Annotated in this window: 23 protein-coding genes and 1 pseudogene; 7 read left to right on the forward strand and 17 right to left on the reverse strand. The window is 69.7% G+C overall.

What is annotated here, in order from left to right; genetic code table 11:
- Positions 1–8 precede the first annotated feature (8 nt).
- From CRYAR_RS38375 to CRYAR_RS38395, 5 genes are all read right to left on the reverse strand, one after another.
- Positions 9–860: a carbohydrate ABC transporter permease gene (locus tag CRYAR_RS38375; RefSeq protein WP_051571485.1), complete on the reverse strand. Its 852-nt coding sequence runs from the start codon at positions 858–860 to the stop codon at positions 9–11.
- A complete protein-coding gene (locus CRYAR_RS38380) occupies positions 857–1,807 on the reverse strand; it encodes a carbohydrate ABC transporter permease (RefSeq protein ID WP_035858187.1) in 951 nt (316 codons plus the stop codon). The genes CRYAR_RS38375 and CRYAR_RS38380 overlap by 4 nt, the downstream gene beginning before the upstream one ends.
- 70 nt (positions 1,808–1,877) lie before the next feature.
- Positions 1,878–3,176: an ABC transporter substrate-binding protein gene (locus CRYAR_RS38385; RefSeq protein ID WP_051571486.1), complete on the reverse strand. Its 1,299-nt coding sequence runs from the start codon at positions 3,174–3,176 to the stop codon at positions 1,878–1,880.
- A gap of 124 nt (positions 3,177–3,300) precedes the next feature.
- Positions 3,301–4,245 carry a 1-phosphofructokinase family hexose kinase gene (locus CRYAR_RS38390; protein ID WP_035858190.1) on the reverse strand — a complete coding sequence of 315 codons (945 nt, stop codon included), beginning with the start codon at positions 4,243–4,245 and terminating at the stop codon, positions 3,301–3,303.
- Complete coding sequence (locus CRYAR_RS38395) at positions 4,242–5,003, reverse strand: DeoR/GlpR family DNA-binding transcription regulator (protein ID WP_035858192.1); 762 nt, start codon at positions 5,001–5,003, stop codon at positions 4,242–4,244. The genes CRYAR_RS38390 and CRYAR_RS38395 overlap by 4 nt, the downstream gene beginning before the upstream one ends.
- A gap of 523 nt (positions 5,004–5,526) precedes the next feature.
- Between CRYAR_RS38395 and CRYAR_RS38400 the strand changes: the two genes are divergently transcribed.
- The 3 genes from CRYAR_RS38400 to rarD all read left to right on the forward strand — a co-directional run bounded on the left by CRYAR_RS38400 (position 5,527) and on the right by rarD (position 9,684).
- Positions 5,527–7,416, forward strand: coding sequence for a 2-oxoacid:acceptor oxidoreductase subunit alpha (locus CRYAR_RS38400; RefSeq protein ID WP_084701500.1), 1,890 nt, complete (start codon positions 5,527–5,529; stop codon positions 7,414–7,416).
- Positions 7,417–7,700: 284 nt separating this feature from the next.
- On the forward strand, positions 7,701–8,726 hold the full coding sequence (locus tag CRYAR_RS38405; RefSeq protein ID WP_035869525.1) for a thiamine pyrophosphate-dependent enzyme: 1,026 nt from the start codon (positions 7,701–7,703) through the stop codon (positions 8,724–8,726).
- A gap of 52 nt (positions 8,727–8,778) precedes the next feature.
- Positions 8,779–9,684 carry an EamA family transporter RarD gene (gene rarD / locus CRYAR_RS38410; protein WP_063725824.1) on the forward strand — a complete coding sequence of 302 codons (906 nt, stop codon included), beginning with the start codon at positions 8,779–8,781 and terminating at the stop codon, positions 9,682–9,684.
- Here the strand turns inward: rarD and CRYAR_RS38415 are convergent.
- Positions 9,681–10,619, reverse strand: coding sequence for an NAD(P)/FAD-dependent oxidoreductase (locus CRYAR_RS38415; protein WP_035858196.1), 939 nt, complete (start codon positions 10,617–10,619; stop codon positions 9,681–9,683). The genes rarD and CRYAR_RS38415 overlap by 4 nt on opposite strands.
- Positions 10,620–10,686: 67 nt before the next feature.
- Between CRYAR_RS38415 and CRYAR_RS38420 the strand changes: the two genes are divergently transcribed.
- On the forward strand, positions 10,687–11,265 hold the full coding sequence (locus CRYAR_RS38420; protein ID WP_051572367.1) for a helix-turn-helix domain-containing protein: 579 nt from the start codon (positions 10,687–10,689) through the stop codon (positions 11,263–11,265).
- A 13-nt stretch (positions 11,266–11,278) separates the two neighbouring features.
- On the opposite strand, the gene CRYAR_RS38425 is transcribed toward CRYAR_RS38420, so the two are convergent.
- The 11 genes and pseudogenes from CRYAR_RS38425 to CRYAR_RS38475 form a co-directional block, all read right to left on the reverse strand.
- Positions 11,279–12,265, reverse strand: a complete 987-nt coding sequence (locus CRYAR_RS38425) for an IS481 family transposase (RefSeq protein WP_035856099.1) — start codon at positions 12,263–12,265, stop codon at positions 11,279–11,281.
- A gap of 294 nt (positions 12,266–12,559) precedes the next feature.
- A pseudogene (locus tag CRYAR_RS46455) lies at positions 12,560–13,442 on the reverse strand (IS5 family transposase).
- Between the two features lie 48 nt (positions 13,443–13,490).
- Positions 13,491–15,665, reverse strand: coding sequence for a chemotaxis protein CheA (locus CRYAR_RS38435; RefSeq protein ID WP_035858197.1), 2,175 nt, complete (start codon positions 15,663–15,665; stop codon positions 13,491–13,493).
- Positions 15,662–15,907, reverse strand: a complete 246-nt coding sequence (locus tag CRYAR_RS38440; protein WP_035858199.1) for an STAS domain-containing protein — start codon at positions 15,905–15,907, stop codon at positions 15,662–15,664. Before CRYAR_RS38440 ends, CRYAR_RS38435 begins: the two co-directional genes overlap by 4 nt.
- Positions 15,904–16,272 carry a response regulator gene (locus CRYAR_RS38445; protein WP_035858202.1) on the reverse strand — a complete coding sequence of 123 codons (369 nt, stop codon included), beginning with the start codon at positions 16,270–16,272 and terminating at the stop codon, positions 15,904–15,906. Before CRYAR_RS38445 ends, CRYAR_RS38440 begins: the two co-directional genes overlap by 4 nt.
- A 28-nt stretch (positions 16,273–16,300) precedes the next feature.
- Positions 16,301–17,347 (reverse strand): methyl-accepting chemotaxis protein, encoded by a 1,047-nt coding sequence (locus tag CRYAR_RS38450; RefSeq protein ID WP_051571487.1) that lies wholly within the window; start codon positions 17,345–17,347, stop codon positions 16,301–16,303.
- Positions 17,340–18,383, reverse strand: a complete 1,044-nt coding sequence (locus CRYAR_RS38455) for a protein-glutamate methylesterase/protein-glutamine glutaminase (RefSeq protein WP_035858204.1) — start codon at positions 18,381–18,383, stop codon at positions 17,340–17,342. Before CRYAR_RS38455 ends, CRYAR_RS38450 begins: the two co-directional genes overlap by 8 nt.
- Entirely contained in the window at positions 18,380–18,853 is a 474-nt protein-coding gene (locus CRYAR_RS38460) for a hypothetical protein (protein ID WP_211247847.1), read from the reverse strand. Before CRYAR_RS38460 ends, CRYAR_RS38455 begins: the two co-directional genes overlap by 4 nt.
- 10 nt (positions 18,854–18,863) lie before the next feature.
- The gene (locus tag CRYAR_RS38465; RefSeq protein ID WP_035858207.1) at positions 18,864–19,691 is read right to left on the reverse strand and encodes a CheR family methyltransferase; all 828 of its coding nucleotides are present in this window, start codon (positions 19,689–19,691) and stop codon (positions 18,864–18,866) included.
- The gene (locus CRYAR_RS38470) at positions 19,688–20,245 is read right to left on the reverse strand and encodes a chemotaxis protein CheW (RefSeq protein WP_035858209.1); all 558 of its coding nucleotides are present in this window, start codon (positions 20,243–20,245) and stop codon (positions 19,688–19,690) included. The genes CRYAR_RS38465 and CRYAR_RS38470 overlap by 4 nt, the downstream gene beginning before the upstream one ends.
- Positions 20,246–20,257: 12 nt before the next feature.
- On the reverse strand, positions 20,258–21,952 hold the full coding sequence (locus CRYAR_RS38475; RefSeq protein ID WP_051571488.1) for a methyl-accepting chemotaxis protein: 1,695 nt from the start codon (positions 21,950–21,952) through the stop codon (positions 20,258–20,260).
- A gap of 131 nt (positions 21,953–22,083) precedes the next feature.
- Here CRYAR_RS38475 and CRYAR_RS44230 point away from each other — a divergent pair, with 131 nt between their 5' ends.
- The 3 genes from CRYAR_RS44230 (at position 22,084) to CRYAR_RS38490 (ending at position 25,566) form a co-directional block, all read left to right on the forward strand.
- The gene (locus CRYAR_RS44230; protein WP_051571489.1) at positions 22,084–23,115 is read left to right on the forward strand and encodes a TlpA disulfide reductase family protein; all 1,032 of its coding nucleotides are present in this window, start codon (positions 22,084–22,086) and stop codon (positions 23,113–23,115) included.
- Between the two features lie 5 nt (positions 23,116–23,120).
- Positions 23,121–23,741: a TetR/AcrR family transcriptional regulator gene (locus CRYAR_RS38485; RefSeq protein ID WP_035869545.1), complete on the forward strand. Its 621-nt coding sequence runs from the start codon at positions 23,121–23,123 to the stop codon at positions 23,739–23,741.
- 181 nt (positions 23,742–23,922) lie between these two features.
- Positions 23,923–25,566 (forward strand): GDSL-type esterase/lipase family protein, encoded by a 1,644-nt coding sequence (locus CRYAR_RS38490; RefSeq protein WP_035858211.1) that lies wholly within the window; start codon positions 23,923–23,925, stop codon positions 25,564–25,566.
- Positions 25,567–25,594 lie beyond the last annotated feature (28 nt).

A 25,594-nucleotide genomic window follows, 5' to 3' on the forward strand; every position in this document is an offset into this window, starting at 1 on the left:
CCGAAGAGTTATTTGACGGCGCCGAGCGAAAGACCCTGGACCAGCTTGTCCTGGGCGGCGAACCCGGCGGCCAGCACCGGCAGCGAGATCACGGTCGCGGCCGCGCAGACCTTGGCCAGGAACAGGCCCTGGCTGGTGACGAAGCTGGTCAGGAACACCGGAGCGGTCTGAGCCACGACGCCGGTGAGGACACGGGCGAACAGCATCTCGTTCCAGCTGAAGATGAAGCAGATCAGCGCGGTGGCGGCGATTCCCGGCATGGCGACCGGCACGATCACCCGCCGGAGCACGGTGATGAGCCCGGCGCCGTCGATCGCGGCGGCTTCCAGGATCTCGATCGGAACCTCGGCCAGGAACGAACGCATCATCCATACCGCGATCGGTAAATTCATCGAGGTGTAAAGGATGACGAGCGTCCAGACGTTGTCGAGCATCCCGGCCTGCTGCGCGATCAGGTAGATCGGGAGCAGACCGGCGACGGCCGGCAGCATCTTCGTCGACAGGAAGAAGAACAGAACGTCGGTCCACTTCCGCACCGGCCGGATCGCCAGCGCGTAGGCCGCCGGGATCGAGAGCGCCAGCACGATGAGCGTCGAGAGGATCGACGCGGTCGCCGAGTTGATGAGCGGCGGCCACGGGGACGCGCCGCTGGTGGCGCCGAAGAACTCCCGGAAGCCCTGGAGCGTCAGTTCGGCGGCGATCGACGGCGGGTTCGTGGCGGCGTCGGACTCGCTGTGGAACGCGGTGAGCACCATCCAGGCCACCGGCAGGAAGAACGTGATCCCGATGATCCAGGCCAGCAGCCCCAGCAGCGGAGCAGCCTTGCTGCGGCGCGGTCCCGCTTTGGTCGCCGTGCTCATGACCGGCCCTCCTCTTCCTTGAACAGGGACGACACGACGCGCAGCGCGAAGGTGGCGATCGCGATCGTTCCGATGACCACGACCACGCCCGCCGCGGACGCTCGTCCGTAGTCGTGGGCCTGGTAGAAGGTCTGGTAGATCGTGTACGGCAGGTTCGCCGTGCCCAGGCCGCCCGAGGTCAGCGTGAACACCGCGTCGAAGTTCTGGACGATGTAGATCGAGCCGAGCAGCGCGCCCAGCTCCAGATACCGGCGCATGTGCGGCAGCGTCAGGTGGGTGAACGTCTGCCACGCGGTGGCGCCGTCGACCTTGGCGGCCTCGAGCGCGTCCAGCGGCTGGCTCTGCAGGCCGGCCAGGAGGATCAGCATCATGAACGGCGTCCACTGCCACACCAGGGAGGCGATGACCGCCCAGAGCGGTGCCTCGGTGATCCAGTCCGGCTGCGGCGCGTCGTCGCCGAACAGCCAGGTGAGGACGCCGTTGAACAGGCCGTACTCCGGGTTGAACAGGGCGTGCTTCCAGAGAAGCGCGGCGGCGACCGGCACCACCAGGAACGGCGCGATCATCAGCGTCCGCACCGCGCCGCGGCCGCGGAACGACCGGTTGAGCAGCAGCGCGATGCACAGCCCGAGCACGAGGCTGATCAGCACGACCGCGACGGTCAGGAGGATCGTCGTGACGACCGAGTCGCGCAGGGTCGCGTCGGTGAAGACGTCGACGTAGTTGCCGACGCCGGCGAACCCGCGCTGGTCGGGGTAGAGCGAGTTCCAGTCCATGAACGAGATCACCAGCGTGGCCACGAACGGCAGCTGGGTGACGATGATCAGGAAGACCAGCGCGGGCAGGAGCGGCGCCCGGCGCGCCCAGTCCCCGGTGCGACGGATCGCGGTGGGCGTGCGCTCGGACCCGGCCGGAGCCGGCTTCTCTTCAGTAGCGATGGCGGTCATCAAGTAACCCCCTTCAGGGCGCCATCTTCGAGAGCCGGGCGCGCGATGACCGCGCGCCCGGCCGGGGGGCTTACTTGTACTTGTCGGCGACCTTCTGGGCCAGGTCCTGGCCCTTGTCGAGGGCCTCCTTGACCGTCTGCCTACCGGCGATCGCGGCGCTCACTTCCTGCGAGACCTGCGTTCCGAGGTCGGTGAACTCCGGGATCCCGACGAACTGGATGCCGGGCGCCGGCCGCGGCTGCAGACCGGGGTTCTCCGGGTCGGCATTGGTGATCGCCTGGTCCGTGACCTTGTAGAACGAGGCCGCGGCCTGCTGGTACTTCGGGTTGTCGTAGAGCGACTGACGCTTGCCCGAGGGCACCTTCGCCCAGCCGAGCTTGGTACCGACCAGCTCCTCGTACTTCTGGCTGGACGCCCAGGAGATGAACTTCCAGGCGTTGTCCTGGCGCTTGCTGGCCTTCTGGATCGCCCAGGCCCAGGTGTAGAGCCAGCCGGAGCTCTTGGTCTTGACGACCGGAGCCTCGACGTAGGCCAGCTTGCCCTTGACCGGCGAGTCGTCGGCCTCGAGCGAGCCGGCGGCCGAGGTGGCGTCGTACCACATCGCGGTCTTGCTCTGCTGCATGTTGTTCAGGCACTCGGTGAAGCCGGCCTGCGGGGCACCGGACTCGCCGTGCGACTTCACCAGGTTCACGTAGAACTCGGTGGCCTGCTGGAACTCCGGCGCGTTGACCTTCGGCGTCCAGTCCTTCTCGAACCAGGTGCCGCCGAACGTGTTCACGACGGTGGTCAGCGGGGCGAACACCTCACCCCAGCCGGGCAGACCGCGCAGGCAGATGCCGCGCATGCCGGGCTGGGCGTTGTCGACCTTCGCGGCCAGGTCGGCGACCTGCTGCCAGGTCGGCTTCTCCGGCATCTTCAGGCCCTTGGCCTCGAAGACGTCCTTGCGGTACATCAGGAACGACGACTCACCGTAGAACGGCTCGGCGTAGAGCTTGCCGTCCTCCGCGGTCAGCGACTTCGTCATCGAGCCGAGGACGTCGTCCTGCTTGAACGCGGTGTCCTTGGAGACGTAGTCGTCGAGCGGGGCGAGCCACTGGTTCTTCGCGTACGACGGCACCTCGAAGTTCGAGATCGTCGCGACGTCGTACTGACCGGCCTGGCTGGAGAACTCCTGGCTGATCTTGTCCCGGACGTCGTTCTCCGGCAGCACCGTGTAGTTGACCTTGATGCCGGTCTCTTTGGTGAAGTTGTCCGCGGTCAGCTTCTGGATGTCGAGCATCTGCGGGTTGTTGACCATCAGGACGTTGACCGTGTTGCTGTCACTCGACGTGCCACCGCCGCCGGCGCCGCTACAGGCGGACAGCGCCATCGACGCGAGGACAACAGCCGATACCGAAGCAACTACTCTGCGTAATGGCAATGCGCCTACGCGAGTCACGAGCGCCTCCGCTGGTGCAATAGGGGGTTGAGTACTACCTGGGAATTACAGGGAGTCAGGGCCCGGTTGCGGGAACCCCGAGATCGTGGATCTGTACCCGCTGCGGGTCCGCCGTCGCCGCGACGTCACCCGCCGTGGACGCCAGGAGGCACGCGGCGGTGCCCCACGCGACCGCGGTCCGGAGTCTCAGCGCCGGATCGGGTCCGCCGGCGAGCCAGCCCGCCAGGAGCGCGTCGCCGGCACCGGCCGTGTTCACCGGGGTCACCGGTGGGGCCGCGCCGTGCAGTGCGTTCTCGGCGTCCACCCAGACCGCGCCGTCCGGCCCGAGGCTGACCAGTACGCCACCGCCGATGTCGGCGGCCAGCGAGTGGGCGGCGTCGAGCGCGGCCCGGACGAGCGGCCGCCCGCCGGGCGGGAACGCGCGGCCGGTGAGCTCGGCGAGCTCCTCGACGTTCGGCGCGAGCAGGTCGGGCCCCTCCTCGGCCGCGGCGACCAGGGCCGCGCCGGACGCGTCCACCGCGGTCTGCGCCCCGGACCGGCGGCCCGCTTCGACGATGCGGCCGATCAGCTCCGCCGGGGTTCCCGGGGGGAGCGAGCCGCAGCAGACGACCCAGTCGGCGCCGAGCGCGAGGTTCTCGACGGCGGCGACGAGCGCGTCGGCGTCCGCGGGGGTGAGCGGATGGCCGGGCGCGTTGACCTTCGTGGTGCGGCCCGGTTCGAGCAGCGTCACGTTGGTGCGGACCGGGGTTCCGGTCGGGACGATCCGGTGGGTGAGCCCCTCGGCGTCGAGCAGCGTGTCGAGCTGCGCGCCTTCCGGCCCACCAGCTGGAAGCACGACGCCCGTGCGGACGCCGGCCGCCAACAGCGTCCGGGCGACGTTGACGCCCTTGCCGCTGGCTTCGAGCGTGTCGGTGTCGGCGCGGTTGAGTTCGCCGAACCGGATACCCGCCAGCGCGTAGGTGCGATCCAGGCTGGGGTTGGGCGTGACCGTGAGGATCATGCGCGGATCACCTGCGGCCCCAGCACGGAGTAGCGCTGCGCCTCCACCGCCGACAGCCCAGTGTCGGTGACGATCGTCTCGAAGTCCGCGACCGAGGCGAAGCGGCTGAAGCTGTTCACACCGAACTTCGTGTGGACGCCGGCGAAGACGCGGCGCCGGGACGCCCGGACGACCTGGGCCTTGACGTTCGCGACCGCGGGGTCGGGGGTGGTGAGGCCGTACCGGCGCGAGATGCCGTTGGCCCCGAGGTACGCCAGGTCGATGACGAACCCGGAGAGCATCTGGGTGGCCCAGTGGTCGACGGTCGCCAGCGTGCGGCCGCGAACCCGGCCGCCGAGCAGGTAGACGGTCGTCTCCGGCTTCGTCGCGAGGTGGCTGGCGACCGGGATGCTGGCCGTGATGACGGTGAGCGGACGCCCCGGCGGTAACGCCTCCGCGACCAGTTGCGGGCCGAAGCCCTCGTCGATGAACACGGTCTCGGCGTCGCCGAGGAGTTCGACGGCCGCCGCGGCGATCCGCCGCTTCTCGGGCACCCGCAGCGTCGCGCGGTTGGCGAGGTTGGTCTCGAAGCCCGCGCTCTCCACCGGGTAGGCGCCGCCGTGGGTGCGGCGGACGAGGCCGTGCTGCTCCAGCAGGCGCAGGTCGCGACGGACCGTCTCGGGCGCGACCGCCAGATCCGCGGCGATGTCGCTGACGTCGACCCGGCCGTCGCTCCGGGCACGGGCGAGGATGCGGTGTTGGCGTTCCTCAGCACGCATCCTCGGCCTCCTCCGGCACCGCCTGAGTCGCCGTCGACTCTGGCCTGTGACCTGTTTAACACCTCCATTTAATGGCTCCAACAGGTTGTGTGGGCGGAATGCCGCCCGTTCCTGCCCGGATAACAGGATGGTCTCTGTGCTGGCCGGACCGCGAGCAAGCGCTCTCAGGCGCGGGAGCGCTTGCCCGAGTCGTACGTTTGTGATGCCCGTATGACGCCCGTCCGACTAAAACGGGCACCAGGTCGCCCGGGCACGATCACTCCGCGGTGATCGTTCCGCTCGCCGGTCGCACCGTCGACGTGGGAGCCATTCCGACACCGGGTGACATTTCTCCGGGACCCTCCGCGAGTCCTTGCCGTAAGGTTTTCGGCAAGCACGTCAGGACGGTCGGTGTGATGGCGGTAACAAGGCTCTCGGCGCCGAACCGGAAGCCGAGAAGACTGACATACCGACGTAGCATCGGGAACAAAGTCCGGCAACAAGCCGCGCCGCTCCCCGAGGTGTGGCAGAGGAGGACAGCCGAGTGAGCAAGCAGGTCCAGCGGTTGGACCGTGTGGTGATCCGGTTTGCCGGTGATTCCGGTGATGGGATGCAGTTGACCGGTGATCGGTTCACGTCGGAGACCGCGTCGTTCGGGAATGATTTGTCGACGTTGCCGAATTTCCCGGCGGAGATCCGGGCGCCGCAGGGCACGTTGCCGGGGGTTTCGTCGTTCCAGGTGCATTTCGCCGATCACGACATCATGACGCCGGGGGATCGCCCGGATGTGCTGGTGGCGATGAACCCGGCGGCGTTGAAGGCGAACCTGGCGGATCTGCCGCGGGGCGCGACGGTCATCGTGGACACCCATGACTTCACCAAGCGGGCGTTGGCGAAGGTGGGGTACGGGGCGTCGCCGTTGGAGGACGGGTCGCTGGAGGCCTATCACGTGCATTCGCTCGGGTTGACCGAGTTGACGTTGCAGGCGGTGGACGGGCTCGGGCTCTCGCGTAAAGACGCCGGGCGGGCGAAGAACATGTTCGCGCTGGGGTTGGTGTCGTGGTTGTATTCGCGGCCGATCGAGGCGACGGTGGGGTTCCTGGAGAAGAAGTTCGCCACCAAGCCGCAGGTGGCGGCGGCGAACGTGGCGGCGTTGAAGGCGGGCTGGAACTACGGGGAGACCACGGAGGATTTCTCGGTCACCTATGAGGTGAAACCGGCGCCGATGCCCTCGGGTACTTACCGCAACATTTCCGGGAACCTGGCGTTGGCCTACGGGCTGCTGGCCGCCGGGCAGCGCGCCGGTCTGCCGTTGTTCCTGGGCGCGTATCCGATCACGCCGGCCTCGGACGTGCTGCACGAGTTGTCGAAGCACAAACGGTTCGGGGTGCGGGCGTTCCAGGCCGAGGACGAGATCGCCGCGATCGGCGCCGCCCTCGGCGCGTCCTTCGGCGGCGCGCTGGGCATCACGACCTCCTCGGGGCCGGGGATCGCGTTGAAGTCCGAGACCATCGGGTTGGCGGTGTCGCTGGAACTGCCGCTGGTGGTGGTCGACATTCAACGCGGTGGCCCGTCGACCGGGTTGCCGACCAAGACCGAGCAGTCGGATCTGTTGCAGGCCATGTTCGGGCGCAACGGCGAAGCCCCGGTACCGATCGTGGCGCCGCGCTCCCCGAACGATTGTTTCGACGCCGCGATCGAAGCGGCGCGCATCGCGGTCACCTACCGCACCCCGGTGTTCCTGCTCTCCGACGGGTATCTGGCCAACGGCTCCGAGCCGTGGCAGGTCCCGGCCGTGGACACCCTGCCGGATCTGCGGACCGAGTTCGCGTCGGAGAAAAACCATGGGGAGGAGTTCTGGCCGTATCTGCGGGACCCCGACACCCTGGCCCGGCCGTGGGCCATCCCCGGTACTCCCGGCCTGGAACACCGCATCGGCGGCATCGAGAAAGCCGACGGGTCGGGCAACATCTCCTACGACCCGGCCAACCACGACCTGATGGTGCGCACCCGCCAAGCCAAAATCGACGGCATCGCCCGGTCCATCCCCGCGTTGGAGGTCGACGACCCCTCCGGCGACGCCGACGTGCTGGTGCTGGGCTGGGGCTCCACCTACGGCCCCATCGGCGCCGCCGCCCGCCGGGTGCGCCGCGCCGGAATGAAAATCGCCCAGGCGCACCTGCGGCACCTCAACCCGTTCCCGGACAACCTCGGCGAGGTCCTCCACCGCTACCAGCGTGTGGTCGTGCCCGAGATGAACCTCGGCCAACTCGCCCTGCTCCTCCGCGCGAAATACCTGGTCGACGTCGTCTCCTACAACCAGGTCCGCGGCCTACCCTTCCGCGCCGAAGAACTCGAAGAAGTCCTCACCAACGTCATCACGCAGGCCGCCGGCACCACCGACACGGCCGATGAGATTGGGATCACCCGATGACCGAGCCGCAGCTTCCCTCCGAGCCGCAGCTTCCCTCCGAGCCGCAGCTTCCCTCCGAGCGGCAGCTTCCCTCCGAGCGGCAGCTTCCCTCCGAGCGGCAGGTGGACGAAGGCCGTGCCCCCGAGGCGCTGCAGCCCCCCGACCGCCGCAGCCCCGTCGCCGACTCCGCCGGCAGCCCCGCTGCTTCGAGCCCCGCCGCCGTGGGTGGCCCCGCTGCGCGGGGTGCCGCGGGCGGTGGCGCCGGGCGCGCCAAGGCCGGCACGGTGGCGCTGGACTTCCCGAGCATGCGGCTGGTGCCCAAGACCGACACCCCGCAGAAAGCCGGCGACTTCAAAACCGACCAAGAAGTCCGCTGGTGCCCCGGCTGCGGCGACTACGCCATCCTCGCCGCCGTCCAATCCTTCATGCCCCAACTCGGACTCAAACGCGAAAACATCGTGTTCGTCTCCGGAATCGGCTGCTCCAGCCGCTTCCCCTACTACATGAACACCTACGGGATGCACTCCATCCACGGACGCGCCCCCGCCATCGCCACCGGCCTGTCCACCAGCCGCCCCGACCTCTCCGTCTGGGTCGTCACCGGCGACGGCGACGCCCTCTCCATCGGCGGCAACCACCTCATCCACGCCCTGCGCCGCAACGTCAACCTCAAAATCCTGCTGTTCAACAACCGCATCTACGGGCTGACCAAAGGCCAGTACTCCCCCACCTCCGAAGTCGGCAAAATCACCAAATCCACCCCCATGGGATCCCTGGACCACCCCTTCAACCCCGTGTCCCTGGCCCTCGGCGCCGAAGCATCATTCGTCGGCCGGGCCATCGACTCCGACCGCAAACAACTCACCAGCGTGCTGCACGCCGCCGCCCAGCACGAAGGCTCCGCCCTGGTCGAGATCTACCAGAACTGCAACATCTTCAACGACGGCGCCTTCGAACTCCTCAAAGACAACGCCACCAAAGACGACTGGACCATCCGCCTCGAACACGGCCAGCCGCTGCGCTTCGGCAAAGACAACGAGAAAGGCGTCGTCCGCGACACCCACGGCAACTTCGAGATCGTCGACGTGACCCCCGACAACGAGAACACCCTCGTCGTCCACGACGCCCACATCGACAACCCCGCCTACGCCTTCGCGCTCTCCCGCATCTCCACCCAGGACCTGCGCTACACCCCCGTCGGCGTGTTCCGCTCGGTCAAACGCCCCACCTACGACGCCGAAATGGCGGCCCAACTCGACACCGCCCAAGCCCGCGGCGGCGCCGACCTCCAGCAGTTGCTCCACGGCAACGACACCTGGACAGTGGCTTGACCCACACGATCGGGCGGTCGCCGGAGCGGCCGCCCGATCGGCGTTGCCGCAGGTGACCGAACAGCGACGCGGACTGCTCTTCGGAGTAGCCGCCTATGGGGCGTGGGGCATCTTCCCGCTCTACTTCCAGCTGCTGAAGCCGGCGGGCGCGCTGGAGATCCTCGCCCACCGCATCATCTGGTCGCTCGTCACCGTCGGCGTCCTCATCGTCGTGCTGCGTCGCTGGCGCTGGTTCCGCACCGCGGGCGTGCGGACGATCGGCCTGCTGACGCTCAGCGCGGCGCTGATCGCGGCGAACTGGTACACGTACATCTACGGCGTCAACTCGTCCCGGGTCGTCGAGACCGCGCTCGGGTACTTCATCAACCCGCTGATCTCGGTGTTGCTCGGCGTCGCCGTGCTGCACGAGCGGCTCCGCCGGATGCAGTGGGTGGCGCTGGCGATCGGCGCGGTCGCGGTCGTGGTGCTCACCGTCGACTACGGACGACCTCCGTGGATCGCGATCACGCTCGCGTTCAGCTTCGGGCTGTACGGGCTGATCAAGAAGATCGTCGGTGCACCGGCCGTCGAAGGGCTGGCGACCGAATCGCTCGTGCTCCTGCTGCCCGCGCTCGGATACGTCACGTGGCTGACCTGGCAGGGCGACGCGGAGTTCGGGCACGTGTCCGCCGGGCACACCACGCTCATGGTGTTGTCCGGGGCGCTGACGGCCGCTCCGCTGCTGGCGTTCGCGGCGGCGGCGAACCTGGTGTCGCTCACGACCGTCGGGCTGCTCCAGTACCTGACGCCGACCCTGCAGTTCCTGCTCGGCGTCACGGTCCTTGGCGAGCACATGCCGTTGGCCCGCTGGGCGGGCTTCGCCCTGGTCTGGGTTGCACTGATCGTGTTCAGCGCGGAGACACTCGCCACCGCACACAAGGCGTCAGCGCGACGACGGGCCTCCGCGGCGAACGTCTAGGCCACCGTCTCGGCCATCACCAGCTCCAGGTTGAGGGCGGCCGCCACCGCCACTCCCTGCGCGGCCGCGGTGATCACCTGGGCCTGGAGGTCGGTGACGTTGCCGGCCAGCCACAGCCCGGGCACCGTTGTCGCACCGGTCGGCTCGGCCGGATAGGTCATTCCCACCGCCTCGCCCATCGGATGCGCCACCGGCTTCAGCCCCAGTTCATCGAGCACCGGCGACGAGGCCACCATCCGCGGGCCCACGACGATCGCGTCGCACCCGACCGACCGCCCGTCGGCCAGCCGCACGCCGCGCAGCCGGTCGTCGTGGACCTCCAGCCGGTCGACGACGCCCGCGACCACCGCGATCCCGCGCCCGGCGAGCAGCGCCGCCTGCTCGGGCGCCGGAGCCTCGGTGGTGTGCGTCAGCAGGACCAGGTCGTCGGTCCACTGCCGGAACAGGATCGCCTGGTGCACGCCCATCGGACCGCTGGCCAGCACCGCGATGCGCCGCCCGCGGATCTCCCAGCCGTGGCAGTACGGGCAGTGCACCACGTCCCGGCCGAACCGCTCACGCACTCCGGCGACGTCGGGCAGCTCGTCGGTGAGGCCGGTCGTGACCAGCAGACGCCGCGCCTCGACCACGTCCCCGTCGGCGAGCGTGACCTGGAACCCGTCCCCGCTGGTGCGTGCCGCCACGGCGCGGCCGGGCCGTACGGAACCGCCGTACCGGGTCAGCTCGTCGCGCCCGGCGGCGAGCAGGTCGGCGGGGCTCACGGCATCCCGGCTCAGGAAGTTGTGGACACCGTCCGCCGCAGCGTTGCGCGGGTGGCCGTCGTCGATCACGACCACCGAGCGCAGGGCCCGGGCGAGCGTGGTCGCCGCACTCAGACCCGCCGGCCCACCGCCGATCACCGCGACGTCGACTCGTCCATTGTGAAGCTGTGTCATGTAACCGATAGTGAGCGTGCTCTCGAGCGCCTTGCCAAGAATCTTGCGGATCGGGAAGGTGCAGAGGGTGAATGCGAACCCGGAGCCGGAGGTCGGCGCACGGCTACGGAGCCTGCGGCGGAAACGGCAGCTCACCCTCGCCCGGCTCGCCGAGCTGACCGGTATCGCCGAGAGCACCCTGTCCCGCCTGGAGAACGGCCGTCTCCAGCCGACCCTGGCGCAGTTGCTGCCGCTGGCCAGGGTGCACGGCCTCGGGCTGGACGAGCTGATCGGGCTGCACCGGCCGCGAGTCGAAGGGGTGATCCACCGCCACGGCGCGACGTTCGTGCCTCTCAGTCACCAGCGAGGCGGTATCCGCGCCTACAAGATGTTCTCCCCCGCCCGGGAGACGCTCGTCGAGCCCGATCCGCGGACCCACGATGGTTTCGCCTGGGTGCACGTTCTCACCGGCCGGTTGCGGTTCGTCCTGGGCAACCGGGACCTCGTTCTGACCGCGGGTGAGTCCGCCGAGTACGACACCAGCCTTCCGCACTGGATGGGGCACGCCGATCACGATCCCGTCGAGGCGCTGCTCCTGTTCGGCCCCCAGGGCGAGCGGACCCGTCTGCGCGCCCGCACCCGCGACCTGACTCCGCCACCCCCGTGACCGTGTCTTCCGACTAGGTGTTCTGTCCCGTGAGGTTGGTGACGCGGGTCGCGGGTGGTAGACCGCCGAGGGCGGTGTGGCCGCGGTGGTGATTGTAGAAGTGCAGCCAGGGCGCGAATGCGCCCTGGCGTTCTGCTTCTGACCGGTAGGGGCGGGCGTAGGCCCATTCCTCGGCCAGGGTGCGGTGGAATCGTTCGACTTTGCCGTTGGTTTGGGGCCGGTAGGGCCGGGTCCGTTTGTGGGCGATCCCGGCGTGGGTGAGGGTGTCGGCCCAGAGGCGGGACTTGTAGCAGGAGCCGTTGTCGGTCAGGACCCGGGCGACGGTGATCCCGCAGGAGGTGAAGTAGGCCAGGGCGCGGGTCCAGAAGCCGGTCGCGGTCTCTTTGCGTTCGTCGGTCAGGATTTCGGTGTAGGCCAGCCGGGAGTGGTCGTCGATCGCGGTGTGCAGATAGGCATAGCCGATCACCGGATGGCAGTTCTTGCGGGCGCCGGTGGTGGCCCGTTTGTTGCGGCTGCCGGCGGAGCGGCCGCGGGTGCGGTGGCCGCCGCCGTCGGGGATCCGGCCGAGTTTCTTGACGTCGACGTGGATCAGGTCGCCGGGCGCGTCGCGTTCGTAACGGCGGACCCGGACGCCGGTGGCGCGGTCGAGGTGAGCCAGACGCGGCAGCCGGTAGCGGGTCAGCACGCGGTGGACCGTGGCGGGGTTCAGGCCGAGACGGGCGGCGATGCGTGCTGGTCCGAGGCGTTTGGTGACCCGGATCTTCACGATCTTTCGTTCGGTCTGCCGGGCGGTGCGGGCCGGGGATCGGTACGGACGGCTGGACCGGTCGGTCATACCGTCCGCACCGTGCCGGCGGTAGCGGCCGGCCCAGCGCGCGGCTGTGGTGGGCGAGACCTGGAACCGGTCGGCGGCTCGCCGCAACGACCAGCGGTCATCGACGACGCAGCGGGCCAGCCGCAGGCGTCCGAGTTCGGTCAGCGGGGCATTACGGTGGGGCACTGGAGGACCTCCGTGGACCGACAGGCTGTGTGTGCTTGGCAGCTACACACCCGCCCGGAGGTCCTCCGCCACGTCAACCCCACCGTCACCAACGTCCGTGGACAGAACAACTAGGCCGTGTCCTGTGAATCTCGCTCGCCGCGAGGCACCGCTCAGGCGTCGTCAGGCAAGGCGGAGGACCATCCGGATACCGCTGTGTATCCGGATGGTCCGACAACGCGGCCTGGCGGCGCCTGAGCGGAGCCGCAGCCGAGCACGGATTCGCAGGACACGGCCTAGCGAGTGTCCTGTAAGTCATCGGAGCCAGAGCACGATCGCGGTGAGGACGAGTTCTGACTGGTAGTAGGCCATGCGTTTCGCGTAGCGGGTGGCCAGGTCGCGGAACTGTTTGAGCCGGTTGAAGCAGCGTTCGACGACGTTGCGCTGCTTGTAGCGGACCCGGTCGAAGGCCGGGGGCCGGCCACCGGCTCTGCCTTTGGCCTCCCGCCGGGCGGTCTGGTCTGATCGTTCGGGGCAGGTGAATCGGATTCTGCGGGTCCGCAGAGCAGCCCGGGTCGAGTCGTGGGAGTAGGCCTTGTCGGCGATCACCCCGTCCGGTCGGGTGCGGGGCCGTCCCGGTCCGATCCGGGCGACCCGGATCCCGTCGAGCAACGGCAGCAACTGCGGATTGTCACCAGCCTGACCGCCGGTGAGCAGGATCCGCATCGGCAGCCCGCGTCCGTCAACGGCGAGGTGGATCTTGGTGCTCAGCCCGCCGCGGGACCGTCCGAGTCCTTCGCCCTCCACGGCGAACGCTTCGACGTCGATCCCGCGGCCGGTCTCGGTTCCGCAGCCCCCTTTTGCGGGCTCCGGCCGCGTGCTGATGGGCCCGGACCACGGAGGAGTCGAGGCTGATGATCCATTCGATGTCGCCGACCGAGTCGTCTTTGACGATGACGTGATCGAGGATCCTCTGCCAGGTGCCATCAGCGGTCCACAGCCGCAGCCGCTCATGAGGGTCTTCCACGGCCCATAGCGTTCGGGCAGGTCACGCCACGGGGCGCCGGTCCGGCAGCTTCCACAGAATGGCGTTGATGACCTGCCGATGATCACGCCACCGTCGACCCCGACCGGAAGTCGGCAACAACGCCTCGATCTCAGCCCACGCCCGATCGGTTAACTCTCCGCGACCTACCACGCCACACGAATACCAGAAGTCACAGCTCAACCACTCACAGGACACGCGCTAGGCCACCGCGTCGGCGTGCAGGGCTCGCTCGCGCTCGGTCTGGCCGGCGACCAGCGGGCCGACGTCGAGGATGAGCGCGACCTCGCCGTTGCCGAGGATCGTCGCGCCGCTGATGTACTTCGCCCGGGCGAAGAGGGGGCCGAGCGGCTTGATCACGGTCTGGAACTCCCCCATCAGCGCGTCGACGACCAGCCCGGTGCGCTGACCGGACTGCTCGACCACGACGACGCTCTGCCGGCGTGCCGGCTGCCCGTCGATCTCGAACATCGACCGCAACCGGATGAACGGCAGCACTTCCCCACGCAGGTCCATGACGTTGCGGCCCGCCTCGGCGGCCGGCAGCTCGACGCACTCGGTGACTCGGTCCAGCGGCACGATGAAGAACCGCGACCCGACCCCGACCAGGAACCCGTCGATGATCGCGAGCGTCAGCGGTAGCCGGAGCCGCATCGTGGTGCCGACACCGACCTCGGTCTCTACCTCGATCGTGCCGCGCAGCGCGGTGACGTTCTTCCGCACGACGTCCATGCCGACGCCCCGGCCGGACAGGTTCGACACCGCCGCCGCCGTGGAGAACCCCGGCTCGAAGATCATCTCGTAGATCTCGGCGTCGGTGAGCACGGCACCCGGTTCGACCAGGCCCCGCTCGATCGCCCGCTCCAGGATGCGGTCCCGGTCGAGCCCTTTGCCGTCGTCGGCCACCTCGATCACGATGTTGCCGGCGTCGTGGAAGGCGTTGAGGCGTAGCGTCCCGCGGGCGGGTTTGCCCCGTCGGAGACGCTCGGCCGGCGACTCGATGCCGTGGTCGAGCGAGTTGCGGACCAGGTGGACGAGCGGGTCGCCGATGCGTTCGACGAGCGCCTTGTCGACCTCCGCGTCACCGCCGGTCACGACCAGGCCGACTTCCTTGCCCAACTCGTGGCTCACGTCCCGGACGACCCGCTCGAACCGGCGGAACGTCGTCCCGATCGGCACCATCCGCAGCGACAGCGCGCTGTCGCGGACCTCCTCGACCAGGCGCATGACCTCACTCTGCGCTTCCGCCATCCCCGCGCGGTCGTTGCCGTCGGTCAGGCAGACGACGCCGGCGCTGGCCTGGGCGATCACGAGTTCGCCGACCAGGTCGATGAGCCGGTCCAGCCGGGCGGCGTCCACCCGGAGCGTCTGGGTGTCCTGCTGGGCGCGGGTCTCGCCGCTGCGGCGCTGCTTGCGGAGGGCGGCGTCCACGACCTGGCGGGGGACGATGTTCAGCTCGACGAGGATCTCGCCGAGCGGCACCATCGTGTTGCTGCCCCGGGAACGCTCCTGCTGGAGGTTCATCGCGTCGGTGATCTCGCGTTCGGTCGCGGCACCGCTGCGGATCAGGATGTCGCCGATCCGATCGCTCTCCGGCAGCGTCCCGATGAGCCGCACGTACGACTCGACCTGGGCGTCGCCGGGCGTGATCCGGATGTCGCTGTCCTCGCGGACGAACTCGAAGACGTTCTCGATGTCGGCCTTGGGCACCGAGGTCTCGTAGTCGACCTCGAACCCGAGGTAACAGGTCTCCGGGTCCATCTCGTCGAGCGTCGGCAGGCCGTCGGCGACGACGCTCAGGTCCGTGATCGTGCCGACCGTGGACAGGTAGCGGATGAACGCGAGCGGGTCCATGCCGTTGCGGAGGCTGTCGGGGCCGAAGCTCAGGCTGAGGTGCCAGGCCTTCTCCTCGTCGGCCACCGGTTCCGGCTCCGGAGCCGACGCCGCCGCCTCGGGAGCGTTCCCGGGCGGGCTCGAGCTTCCGGGGAGAAACGGCTCGAGGCGGCTGAGCAGCACCGCTCCGGTGCTCAGTTCCTCCGGCGTCGCGTCGGCCCGGCCGTGCGCGATCGCCTCGACCAGGTTCAGGATGTGGTCGCCGCACGGGAGCAGGGCGCTGACCAGGTCGGGGGTGACCGACAGTTCACCCTGCCGCACCAGGTCGAGCAGCGTCTCGATGACGTGCGTGAACTGCACCATGTGGTCCAGGCCGAACAGGCCGGACGACCCCTTGAGCGTGTGGATCGCCCGGAACAGCGCGTTGACGCTCTCGGCCTCGACCGGCGTCTCCTCCAGGCGCAGGATGCCGTCCTCGACGTCCTGCACGAGCTCCCGCGCCTCGGTGATGAAGATGTCCAGGGATTCGTCTTCGAAGCTCATCGCAGCTCCGCGCTCAATCGGGTGAAGTCCAGCAGGTCACGGACGACCGGGCTCGGGTCGGTGAGCACCACGCCTTCGCGCCGGGCGGCCAGCAGCAACTGCAGGCCGGCGGTGTCGACGTCGGACACCGCGGACAGGTCGAGCTCCAGACCGGTCCCGGCTTTCCGGTACGGCACGAGCCGTTCCCGGGTCTCCGCGGCGGTGACGATCGTCAGTTCGTCACCCAGTTCGAGCCGGGTCATGGCGCGATCAGCTTCTGTACCGCCGCGAGCATCTGCGGCGGCTGGAACGGCTTGGTGACCCAGGCCTTGGCCCCCGCGGCCTGCGCGGCCTTCTTCTTGTCCTCCTGCGATTCGGTGGTCAGCATGATCACCGGTGTGAACTTGTACGCCGCGAGCTTCTTGACCTCCTGGACGAACGTAATGCCGTCCATGTTGGGCATGTTCACGTCGGAGATGATCAGGTGGACGCGCTGACCGGTCAGCTTGGCCAGCGCGTCCTTGCCGTCGACGCCGGCGATCACGTCGTACCCGGCGCCCTTCAGCGCGATCGTGACCACCTGCCGCACCGAAGCCGAGTCGTCGACTATCAGGATCGTCTTTGCCATGGCCTGTGCCTCCTGGAGCTGCGCCCCGTCAGAAGAACGTGATCTCGGATTCGCGCTGCACGACCGCACCGCCCGACTCGTGGGCCAGCCGCTCCTCCACCATCGTGTAGTCGGCGGCGAGGGCGTCGAGCAGGCGTTGGGCGTCCAGCGGCAGCGGCTCACCGGACTCCGTGGTCGGGACGTCGGCGACGACCGTCGGTAGCTGGGCGATGTTGTCACGCAGGTGTTCGAGCACCTGGCAGAGCCGATCCTGGAACTGGAGCTCGACGAGGGACGACGCGATCTGCCCACGGATGCCGACGGCCGCGGACTCGAGTTCGCCCGACGACTGCTGGAACCCGGTGACGACCGACTGCAGGTCCTCAAGCACCTCGTTGACGTCGCCGTTGGCCTGGTTGACGGCGAGATCCTCCCGCTCGGCGCCCTCCTGGGCGTTCGTGATCACCGAGTCGATCGCGGCGCCGATGCCGGCGACCTTGTCGGTGATGCGGCTGCTGGTGTTGAGCGACCGCTCGGCCAGGTGACGCACCTCGAGCGCGACGACCTCGAACGCGGCGCCGGCCTCGCCGACCCGCACGGCCTCGATCGCGGCGTTGAGCGCCAGCAGGTGGGTCTGGGACGCGATCGCGGTGACCTCGGCCGCCATCTGCTTGAGCTCGCCGGTCAGGTCGTTGAGCGTGCGGAGTTCCTCCAGCGCCTGCCGCTTCATCGCCACCGCGTTGTCGAGCGTGCTGACGACGTCGCCGAGCCGCTCCCGGCTGCGGTCGAACACGGCCGCGGAGTCACCGTGCAACACCCCGGCGGACGAGTCGAGCACCGTGTCGAGGTTGTCGACGATGCCCGCGAACTGTTCGGTGACACCGCTGATCGCGGTCTCCATCTGCGCGCGGGACGTGTCCACCTGGGCCGACCAGACCGGGGCCACCGCACCGGCGAAGTCGACGACGCTGCGGTGGAACTCGTTGGCGGTGGTAGTGGTGGCGGGTGTCTGCCGCGCGTCGAGCCGCTTTCCCACGACGACGCCGACGCCCAGCCCGACCAGGAGCGCCGCCAGCGCGATCAACCACTCAGCCATGTTTGTGGATCACCTCCGGGATCGCGGACAGCGGTGCCTCCCGGTCGGCCGCGCCCAGCAGCACCGCCTCGTGCGGCATGCCGTACACCAGGCTGGTTGCCTCGTCCTGCGCCACCGTGTGTGCTCCGGCGTGGCGCATCTCGAGCAGGCCGCGGGCGCCGTCGTCGCCCATTCCGGTCATGATGATGCCGAGCGCGTTGCGTCCGGCGGCCTTGGCCACCGACCGGAACAGCACGTCGACCGAGGGCCGGTGCCGGTTGACCAGCGGCCCGTCGAACACCCGGACGCGGTACTGCGCGCCGTCCCTGCGTAGCTCCATGTGCCGCCCGCCGGGAGCGACGAGCGCCCGCCCGGTCACCACGCGGTCCCCGTCGACGGCCTCGGTCACCTCGACGTCGCAGAGGCCGTTCAGGCGGGCCGAGAACGCGGCCGTGAACTTCTCCGGCATGTGCTGCACGATCACGATCCCCGGGCAGGTCACGCGGAGAGCGGTGAGCACCACCTCGAGCGCCTGCGTACCGCCGGTGGACGTGCCGATCGCCACGATCCGGTCCGTGGTCGTCGCGAGCGCGCCGGCCGGCGCCGACGGCGCTCCCACGGCGACCGGCTGGCGCACCGCACCACGGACGTTGCTCGCGGCCGCCGCACGCACCGCCGAGACGATGTCGCCACCCTCGTCCTGGATGAATTGCTTGAGCCCGGTCGTCGGCTTCGGGATCACGCTCACCGCACCGGCCGCGAGCGCGTCCATCGTCGTCTCCGCGCCACGGGTGGTCATCGTCGAGCAGATCACGACCGGCGTCGGACGCGTGGCCATGATCTTCTTGAGGAACGTGATGCCGTCCATCCGGGGCATCTCGAGATCCAGCACGACGACGTCGGGCCAGATCTTGTTCATCCGTTCCCAGGCGAAGATCGGGTCGGACGCGGCGCCGATGACGTCGATCTCGCCGCTGCCGGCCAGCCGCGCGGTCAGCGCCTGACGCACGACGGCCGAGTCGTCGACGATGAACACACCGATCCGGGGCTTGCTCATGCCATCGCCTGGTCGCCGACGGTGTGGGTCGAGTGCTTCATCCACACGCCGCCGTCGGTGAGGTCGAACAGGACGTGGCGCGCGCCGGTGCCGCCCAGGTGGGTCGCGGTGACCTCGAAGCCGTGGCGCTCGAGCAACTCCAGGCCGATGTCGATGTTCTGCCGGGGGATGTCCACCGCGCGGCTGCCCGGGAACTGGTTACCGCCGCCGAACATCTTGACCTGGTACTCGTGCGGCAACGTGTTGGTGCGGCGGAGCTCGCGCAGGAACAGCTCGATCGCCTCGTCGGCGTATCGGCCGGACAGCTCGTGCGGACCGGACGGACGCCGCCGCCGGGGGTTCATGTAGTGGCACATGCCGCCGATGCGCAGCCGCGGGTGCCACAGCGAGATCGAGACGCACGACCCGAGCAGCGTCCGGATCCTCGCGCCGTCGGACGCGAAGCAGAAGTCACCCGGGTTGAGGGTCACGTCATCCGCTCTAAACATCGGCGGGACGTCGGTAAATCGAGGGTTCGACCAGCTGCAGCCGGGACGTGACGCCCTTGAGCGTCTCGGACAGGCTGACGATCAGATGTCCGCCCGGCTGGAGCATCGTCTCCAGCCGCTCCAGCAGCGCGATCTTCGTCTCGACTCCGAAGTAGATCATCACGTTGCGCAGGAAGATCACGTCGAAGCGCCCCAGGCCCTCCAGGTTGTCCATGAGGTTGGCGCGCACGAACGTCACCCGGGCCCGCAGGTCGGGGGCGATCGCCAGCTGACCGGTGTACTCCTCCCGGCCCTTGCGGCAGTACTTACGCAGCAGCGGAAGCGGGATCCGCTCGGCGGCCGCGATCGGGTAGAGGCCCCGCTGCGCGCTGGCTACGACACGCGCCGACACGTCGGTGCCCACGACCTCCCACGGTGCGTTCGGCAGCGCGTCGGCCAGCACCATCGACGCGGTGTACGCCTCCTCGCCGCTGGAACTGGCCGCGCTCCACAGCCGGAACGGCCGGTTGGCCGGGTGCGCGGGCAGCACCTCCTCGCGCAGGAAGTCGAAGTGGCGCGGCTCGCGGAAGAAGAACGTCTCGTTCGTGGTGAGCAGGTCGATGGCCTGGTGGAGCTCCGGCTCCTCGGGGCGGGCGAGCAGGTCGAGGTACTCCCGGTACGAGGTGAGGCCGAGCTGGCGCAGCCGCTTGTCGAGCCGGCCCATGACCAGCGTCTCCTTGCCCGGTGACAGGCGGATGCCGGTACGGCGCAGCAGCAGGTCGCTGATCTCCGCGAACTCCGCGTGGGTGATCGGCTTCGGGTGGTGGGTGGTCACCGTCATGACGCTTCGGCCACCGCGTTCTGCAGGTTCACCATGTCGGCGATCGAAAGCACCCGGCTGACGTCGAGCACGATGACGAAGTCGTCGCCGGCGCCGTCGTCCCGCTTGGCCATGCCGCTGATGTAGTCGGCCCGGATGCCCGCGCCGAACGCGGGCGCCGGCTCGATCTCGTCGTCGGCGAGCCGGACGACCTTGTTGACGACGTCGACGAGCACACCGATGTCCTGGGTGGACCCGGTGACGCCCTCCTCGTCGGTGACCGTCGGTGTCGGGATCCGCACGATGATGATGCAGGTCCGGCGCGCGATCGCAGTCACCCCGCGTCCGAAGCGGATCGCCAGGTCGATGACCGGCACGACCCGCCCACGCAGGTTGATCACGCCGCGGATGAAGTCCGGCATCATCGGCACCGGCGTGAGCTGCCGGTGCTCGAGGATCTCGGTGACGTTGAAGATGTTCAGCGCGTACATCTCACCGTTGAGCGTGAACCTCAGGTAGCGGTCGGACCCGGCGGCGCTCGCGCCGGGCCGAGGTTCGGTCTGCGTGCTGCTCACCGCTACCTCCGCTCAGAACCGGTCGAATTTGCTGTCGTCGACGTCGGACGGCCCCGACCCGACCGGCAACGCGCCCGCGGGAGTGAGCCGGGCGCTGCCGGTGGTCCGTTTCGGGGTGCCGTAGGTGCCGCCGCCGTAGCTGACCGCCGGTGGGCGACGGCGTACGTTCGACGTCTGGAAGAAGCCCATGACCTCCTGCAGCTGCGAGGTCTGGGCCGACATCTGCTGCGCGGTCGCGGCCAGCTCCTCGCTGGAGGACGCGTTCGTCTGGGTGATCTTGCTGATCTGGCCCATCGCGGTGTCGATCTGGCGGATGCCGGAGGTCTGCTCGCTGCTGGCCGCGGCGATCTCTTGGACGAGGTCCGACGTCCGGGTGATGCCGGGCAGGATCTCCTGGAGCAGCTGGCCGGCGCGCTCGGCCGTGTGCACGCTGCCGGCCGCCAGCTCGCTGATCTCGGCCGCCGCGACCTGGCTGCGCTCGGCGAGCTTCCCCACTTCGGTCGCGACGACCGCGAAGCCCTTGCCGTGTTCACCGGCGCGGGCGGCTTCGATCGTCGCGTTGAGCGCCAGCATGTTCGTCTGGAACGCGATGTCGTCGATGATCGAGATCTTGCTGGCGATCTGCTTCATCGCGTCGACGGTCTGCAGCACCGCGCTGCCGCCCTCGGTCGCGTCGGCGGCGGCCTTGGTCGCGATGCCCTCGGTGACCCCGGCGTTCTCGCTGTTCTGGGAGATGCCCGCGCCCATCTGCTGGATGCTCGCGGTGGTCTCCTCGACGCTCGCGGCCTGCTCGGTGGCGGCCTGCGACAGCGACTGCGACGCGCCGCTGATCTGGCTGGACGCGCTGTTGAGCTGGTCGGTGGACTCGATGACGGTGCCGACGGTGTCGGAGAGCTTCTCCAGCGCCGTGTTGAGCGCACCGCCCATCTGCCCGACCTCGTCCCGGCTGTCGACCGCCAACCGCTGGTCGAGGCGCCCGTCGGCCAGACCGTCGAGCACGCGGACGGTCTCGCGCAGCGGGCGGGCGATCGACCGCGTGATCAGCTGCACGACGAGGAACGTGGCGAACAGCGCGACGACGATCAGCCCGATCGTCAGGATCCGGGCCTGGGAGTACGCGTCGGCGGAGGCGTCGAGCTTGGCCTTGGCGTCGGCGTCCTGCAGCGCGCCGAGCTGGTTCAGCGCCGAGATGAGCGTGTTCGCCAGCGGGGTCGTCGTCGCCTTCCGGTAGGCGAGGAACTCGGTGTACCGGTTCGCCACGGCGAGCGGGATGGCCCGATCGGTGAGCGCCTTCTGGTAGGCCTGCCACGCGGAGACGAAGGCCGCCCGCTCGTCGGCTCCGCTCCCGACCTCGGTCTCCGCGAACGCGGCCCAGGCGACATTGACCTCGTTGATCGTCTTCTCGGTCGTGGCCTTCTGCTCCTGGGTGTCCGCGGGCGTCTGGGCCAGGGCCAGGTTCAGGACGTCCCGGCGCACGTCGGCGACCTTCGAGTCGACCGTGTTGATCAGCTGGATGTTGTGCAGGTTCTTGTCGTAGAGCGACTTCAACCGGTCCTGGGTGCTGCCGAGTTGAACCAACCCGTACAGACCGACGGTCAGGAGCAACACGCACACGAGGGCCGCGAGGGACCGCAGTTTCCATGCCACCGGAAGGTGCCGGAATGCGAAACCGCCCGTGCGGCGCGCTTCGACAGACGTCTCGGCCATTGATGAGCTCCTCGGTCGTGATCACGCGTCGCATCCCCCCATCGGCTCGGGTGTCAATCGTCTGAGTCGTTCGGAGCGGTTCGGGAGTAATAACGTTGTCTTGTATCAGTAACGCTGTTACTGTCGACCGCATGGACACCTGGACCGTGCTCGACGGCACCGCCACCGCCACCCTTCGCGCCGCGGTCGACGACGCCGGCACACTGCGCGCCGACCCCGCCCAGGACGTGTTCGGCTGGCACCGCTCGGCTCCCGGCTGGTGCCGGGGGGACGCGTGCATTCCGAGCTTCCGCGCCGCCGGTTTCGAGACCGGTGACGGGCTCGACGTCGTTGCGTTCGCGGACCCGGCCGGGCTCGTGGTGGCCGTCGATCCGGAGGCACGGGCGCTGGCCACCGCACCGAACGGGGTGGCTCGCGGACAGGCGCTGACGGGCGCGTCCGCACCCGAGCTCACGCTCCCGACGGTCACCGGGGAGCGGGTGGCGCTGTCCTCGTTCCGGGGCCGGAAGGTCGCGCTCGTGTTCTGGGCGTCCTGGTGCGGGTGCCGGTACGACCTCGGCGCCTGGCAGGAACGGCACGCGGAGCTGGCGCCGTCCGGGTTCAGCGTCGTGACGATCGCGCTCGACACCGAGGTGGCGAGCGCGGCACCGTGGCACGCCGAGGCCGGGACGACCCACCCGGCGCTGGTGGACGTCGACGGGGCGGCGGCCGACGCGTTCGCCGTCGTCAACGTGCCGACGGCGGTGTGGCTGGACGAGGAGGGCCGGATCGTGCGGCCGCAGGACTCGCAGACCGCGACCGACACGTTCCGCGACTGGAACGGGCTGAGCGCGGACGCGTCCGGGGCGGCGCTGCGCCGCTGGGTGCGCGACGACGACGCCGGCCTGACTCCGGAGCAGGTCCGGGAGCACATGCGGCTGCCGTCACCGGCCGACCAGCTCGCCCGCGCGGAGACCCGGCTGGCCGGGTGGCTCGCCGCCAACGGGCACGCGGACGCGGCCGAGCGTCACTTCGCCCTCGCCGCCCAAGCGGCGCCGCACAACGTCGCGTTGCGCCGGGGTGCGATGCCGCAGCGGGGCCTGGACCCGTTCGGGGACGAGTACTTCCGGCTGGCGGCCTCACTGGCCGAGGCCGGTGTCCCCCTCCACCGACCCCTACCCTGATCGTGATGACCACGGAAACGCCGTACCGGCGGGCGCAGGCGGCCGGGCAGGAGGCGCTGCGTCGCACGGTGCTGGACGCCGCGAGCGCACTGCTCGTGGCCGAAGGGCCGCAGGCGTTGACCATGCGCCGGGTCTCCGGCGAGATCGGCTGCTCGACGACGGTGCTGTACACGATGTTCGGCGGAAAGGACGGCCTGGCCGAGGCGCTGTACCGGGAAGGGTTCGCCCGCCTCCGGCGCCGGTTGGCCGAGGCCGTCGAGGCCGCCGGCGACGACCCCGCGGATCGGCTCGCCGCCACCGGCCGGGCCTACCGGGAGAACGCGCTGGCCGAACGCGCCTACTACGGCGTGATGTTCGGCCAGGCGATCCCGGGCTTCACGCCGTCACCCGAGGCCGTCGCGGAGTCGAAACGTGCTTTCGACGTGCTCGCCGACGCGGTGACGGTCCTCCGCGAGCGAACGGGCGCGCCCGAACTCGCGCTCGTCGACGCGACCGACCTGCTCTGGGCCACCGCGCACGGCGTCGTCAGTTTCGAACTGGCCGGGCACTACGCCGACGAGGCGACCGCGGCGGCCACCTACGGCGCCGCGCTCACCGCGGTGAGCGCCCATCTCGGATTGCGGTGAGCCGGCGGACCTATCGGTCCACTTTCTCCGAACGACCCGATCGTTTCGCGTCCGGGCCTACCGTGTTCTGCGAAGGATGCCATCCACGGGAGGCGCATTGCGCGCGGGATCGGTGATGCGCCCAAGTTCGGAAAGCACCGGGCGCTCGGAGTTAGGGCGGCGCGGACGACGTCGCCGTCAGGTGACGATCGCGATCGTCGCCGTCGTGGTGCTGCTCGGCGGGATCGCCGTCGTCCTGGTCCGGACGCTCGGCGACGAGCCGACGCGGCCGGTCGAAGCCGCGTCGAAGCGGTACGGGTTCGCCACCGACGACGGCGCGGCCTGGGCGCCCGAGGCCGGGCAGCTCACGATGACCGAGCAGGGCCGGTCGCACCGGATCGGGATCAGTTTCCGGTTCCGGACGGCCGACGCGATCGAGCGACTGGACGGCCACGGCCTGGAGCTGCGGCTCACGGTTCGGACGGTCGGGCCGTGCGGGGCCGCGAAACGGTGGACCGGCGCGGACTCCCCGACGCGCAGCACCGGCCTGCCCGACGACACCCAGCCCTACCTGGCGATCGGCGAGGGACAGACCTGCACCGAGACGCTGGTGCGGATCGGCGCCCTGCGCCCGGAGCACTTCTCCCCCGGCCGCGACTACACGGTGACCGCGAAGCTCCCGGCCGGTCCGGCGGCGGCGAGCGGCGCGACGCTGGCGATCGCCCGGCGCGACCGCGTGGAGTGCGACACCTCCGCCGAGGGCGTGGCCCCGGCCAACTGCGCGGTCGGCACGGTCGCGTCCGGCGGCGAGAACGTCGAGGAACTGGTGAGCGCCGACCGCGGCTGGGCGTTCAGCGGCTCCGGCTGCCGTCGCTGGTACGCCGACGCCACGACGAGCTTCCCGTGCCTGCCCGACCAGGGCGCACGCATCATGACGCTCGGCGACAGCATCACCTCGGGCGCGATCGGCGACCACACCTGGCGGTACTGGGCCTGGCGGAAGCTCGACCCGGCGTCCCGGCCGACCTGGGTGGGGAGCAAGACCGAGACCTGGACCGGCGACTACGCGGTCCCGCACACCCAGTGGGGCAGCCGGCACGACTCGCAGGCCGGCGTCGCCGCGTCGACGGTCGTCGGCTGGGTGCCCGACCTGATGCGCTCGGAGCGGCCCGACCTCGTCCTGATCGACCTCGGCACGAACGACACATTGTCGATCCAGGGCTCCACCGCCGCCGACGCCGCGGCCAGCCTCGACCGGATCGTCGCCGAGGTGCAGGAGGCCAACCCGCGCGCCCAGATCCTGCTGGGACAGCCCGACGGGCACCGCGAGGTGGCGCCGAGCGTGATGGCGGAGCTCGCGGTGCGCCTGGCCGGCGTGGCCCAGGCCCGCACGACGAGCGACTCGCTGGTCAGCGTCGTCGACCTGCGCTCGGGCTGGAACCGCGAACTGCACACCTGGGACGGGACGCACCCGACGCAGGCCGGCGAGTTCTTCATCGCGAGCCGGTTCGTCAACCAGCTGGCGCACTCATACGCGTACGGCCGGGAGTTCGGCTCGATCCCCGGGCCGCCGGTGCCGGCGACGCCGAAGGACGTCAAGGCGCTGGCCCAGAACGGTGCGCTCCTGGTCGCCTGGCAGCGGGTTCCGCAGACCGCCGAGTACCGCATCTACCTGCGCGACTCCACCGCCGGCGGGGAGTTCGAGCTGGCCGGGCAGGGCTCGCGCGACCTGCAGTGGGGTCGTCAGGGGCTGATCCTGGGGCACCAGTACGACTACTACGTCACCGCGGTGTCGTCGGGGCGGGAGAGCCCGCCCTCCACCATCGGGTCGGTTCGGGCTGTGTGACCCAACACGTTGGTTAGCGCTTCAAACA

The organism is Cryptosporangium arvum DSM 44712 (assembly GCF_000585375.1).
Classification (GTDB): domain Bacteria; phylum Actinomycetota; class Actinomycetes; order Mycobacteriales; family Cryptosporangiaceae; genus Cryptosporangium; species Cryptosporangium arvum.